This is a genomic window from Pseudomonas sp. SDO5591_S426 (assembly GCF_054070755.1).
This window is the reverse complement of record NZ_JBSVXD010000356.1, coordinates 1-2,769: the sequence shown is the minus strand read 5'-3', so window position 1 is coordinate 2,769 and position 2,769 is coordinate 1. Positions and strand designations below refer to the sequence as shown.

Annotated in this window: 3 protein-coding genes; all 3 read left to right on the top strand. The window is 57.5% G+C overall.

Features of this window, described 5'->3' with window-relative positions:
• Positions 1-216: 216 nt before the first annotated feature.
• The 3 genes from aguB (at position 217) to ACW9JC_RS29830 (ending at position 2,665) form a co-directional block, all read left to right on the top strand.
• A complete protein-coding gene (aguB, locus tag ACW9JC_RS29840) occupies positions 217-1,095 on the top strand; it encodes an N-carbamoylputrescine amidase (RefSeq protein ID WP_457459533.1) in 879 nt (292 codons plus the stop codon).
• 5 nt (positions 1,096-1,100) lie between these two features.
• Positions 1,101-2,207: an agmatine deiminase gene (gene aguA, locus ACW9JC_RS29835; RefSeq protein ID WP_457459531.1), complete on the top strand. Its 1,107-nt coding sequence runs from the start codon at positions 1,101-1,103 to the stop codon at positions 2,205-2,207.
• A 245-nt stretch (positions 2,208-2,452) separates the two neighbouring features.
• A complete protein-coding gene (locus tag ACW9JC_RS29830; protein ID WP_338584195.1) occupies positions 2,453-2,665 on the top strand; it encodes a hypothetical protein in 213 nt (70 codons plus the stop codon).
• The last annotated feature ends 104 nt before the right edge of the window (positions 2,666-2,769 follow it).

The window sequence follows — 2,769 nt, the reverse complement described above, 5'->3', positions numbered from 1 at the left end:
GACATCAACGTTGAATGACACAACGCCTTCGCGAGCAAGCCCGCTCCCACATTAATGTTAGGCTGATAGTTCGATTGTTATCGGGATTAAGTGCTTAAAATTAGACGGAAGGCAAACTAATCGCTTTGAAAGCCGATTTTTATCGGCTATAAAGTCGCCATTGCCAAGGCGTGGATAACCATGCCCAACCGTCAAGCACCTGCCCGGAGATGATCCATGAGCCGTATCGTTACCGTCGCCGCCACTCAGATGGCCTGTTCCTGGGACCTGGAAGGCAACATCGAAGTTGCTGAAAGACTGGTCCGTGAAGCCGCCGCCAAAGGCGCGCAGATCATCCTGATTCAGGAACTGTTCGAGGCGCCGTACTTCTGCCAGAAGCCGAACGCGGATTACCTGCAACTGGCGACGACGGTTGAAGACAACGTCGCCATCAAGCACTTCCAGAAAGTCGCCAAGGAGCTGCAAGTGGTGTTGCCGATCAGTTTCTACGAGCTGGCGGGTCGTGCACGTTTCAACAGCATCGCGATCATTGATGCCGATGGCAGCAACCTCGGGATTTATCGTAAAAGCCACATCCCGGACGGCCCTGGCTACCACGAGAAGTACTACTTCAATCCGGGCGATACCGGCTTCAAGGTATGGAACACCCGTTACGCGAAAATCGGCGTGGGTATCTGCTGGGATCAGTGGTTCCCTGAAGCCGCGCGCAGCATGGCGTTGCAAGGCGCGGAAATCCTGTTCTACCCGACCGCCATCGGCAGCGAGCCGCACGACAAGACCATTTCGTCCCGCGATCACTGGCAGCGTGTGCAACAAGGTCATGCCGGCGCCAACCTGATGCCGCTGATCGCCAGCAACCGCATCGGCAACGAAGAGCAGGACGGCTACGACATTACCTTCTACGGTTCGTCGTTTATCGCCAACCAGTTCGGCGAGAAAGTGCAGGAACTCAACGAGACTGAAGAAGGCGTATTGGTCCACAGCTTCGATCTCGACAAACTCGAACACACACGCAGCGCCTGGGGCTCCTTCCGCGACCGTCGTCCGAACCTGTATGGTGCTCTCAAAACCCTCGACGGATCCCTGGAGTCCTGACTGCCATGACCACTTTGAACAGCACCCCTCGCGCAGACGGCTTTTACATGCCGGCCGAGTGGGCACCGCAAACCCAGACGTGGATGATCTGGCCCGAGCGCCCGGACAACTGGCGCCTGGGTGGCAAACCGGCGCAAGCCGCGCACGTGGCGGTGGCCAAGGCCATCGCTCGTTTCGAACCGGTGACCGTGGCGGTTTCCGCCGGCCAGTACGAAAACGCCCGTGCCCGCCTGGACGTGCCGAATATCCGCGTTGTCGAGATGTCCAGCGACGACGCCTGGGTCCGCGATACCGGGCCGACGTTTGTCATCAATAACAACGGTGAAGTCCGTGGCGTGAACTGGGACTTCAACTCCTGGGGCGGTTTCGACGGTGGTCTGTATTCGCCGTGGAACCGTGATTCGCAGGTCGGTGGCAAGATCCTCGAAATCGAGCGCAGTTCGCGCTATCGCACCGAGGGCTTCGTGCTCGAAGGCGGCTCGATCCACGTCGACGGCGAAGGCACGCTGATCACCACCGAAGAATGCCTGCTCAATCGCAATCGCAACCCGCACCTGAACCGTGCAGAAATCGAAGCGGTGCTCATCGCGAATCTGGCTGTGGATAAAATCATCTGGCTGCCGGACGGTTTGTTCAACGACGAAACCGACGGCCATGTGGATAACTTCTGCTGTTACGTGCGTCCGGGTGAAGTGCTGCTGGCCTGGACCGATGACCCGCAGGACCCAAACTACCCGCGCTGCCAGGCGGCCATGAAAGTGCTGCAAAGCAGCACGGACGCCAAGGGGCGCCCGTTCACGGTGCACAAAATGCCGATTCCGGGGCCGCTGTATGCGACCGAGGAAGAATGCGCCGGTGTTGATCCGGTCGACGGCACTCAGGAACGCAACCCGTCGGTACGCCTGGCCGGGTCCTACGTGAACTTCCTGATCGTCAACGGCGGCATCATCGCCCCGAGCTTCGACGACCCGCTGGATGGTCCGGCAAAAGAGATTTTGCAGAACCTGTTCCCGCAGCACGAAGTGGTCATGGTGCCTGGCCGTGAACTGTTACTGGGGGGCGGCAATATCCACTGCCTTACCCAACAACAGCCGGCGCCGCACAAAGAGTGAGTGCAGTTGTAACAGCTTGAGTTGATTGTGAAATCGATCAGGCAAACGTTTTCGCGCACTGCCTTGCACCAAGCCCGCAGCCCTCAAGGACTGCGGGTTTTTTTGTACCCGCTCGTCGACAATCCGGACACATTGGCATAGCTCTTGTATCGCTCAGGGGGCAAAACAGGGAGGGGGAGAACTTAGTTGTTCTGTCATAAACCTTGGATAAGTTAGCCGCTCACAAACCGGGAGAGAGCGCTGAAATGAACGCCGAAGTGAATGTAGTGAGCGAGCGGGCAATGCATCCCCTGGCGGTAAACAGCGAATCGCTCCAGATTCTGGCGCACTGGTTCAAGTCCAATGGAACGCGTCCGATCAGTGAAACTGATCCGCGCCGGACAATGATCGAGCGCTACCCCGCTGGATTATTCAGCGAAGCAGAACTGGAAGCGTTGTGGGATGTGATGGAAGGATAAGAAGAAAAACAACGGATTGATCAAGAAAAAGCGCTGCCGGGAGGGCAGCGTTTTTTTTTCAGCTTTAAAAGATCGCAGCCTGCGGCAGCTCCTACATTGGAATG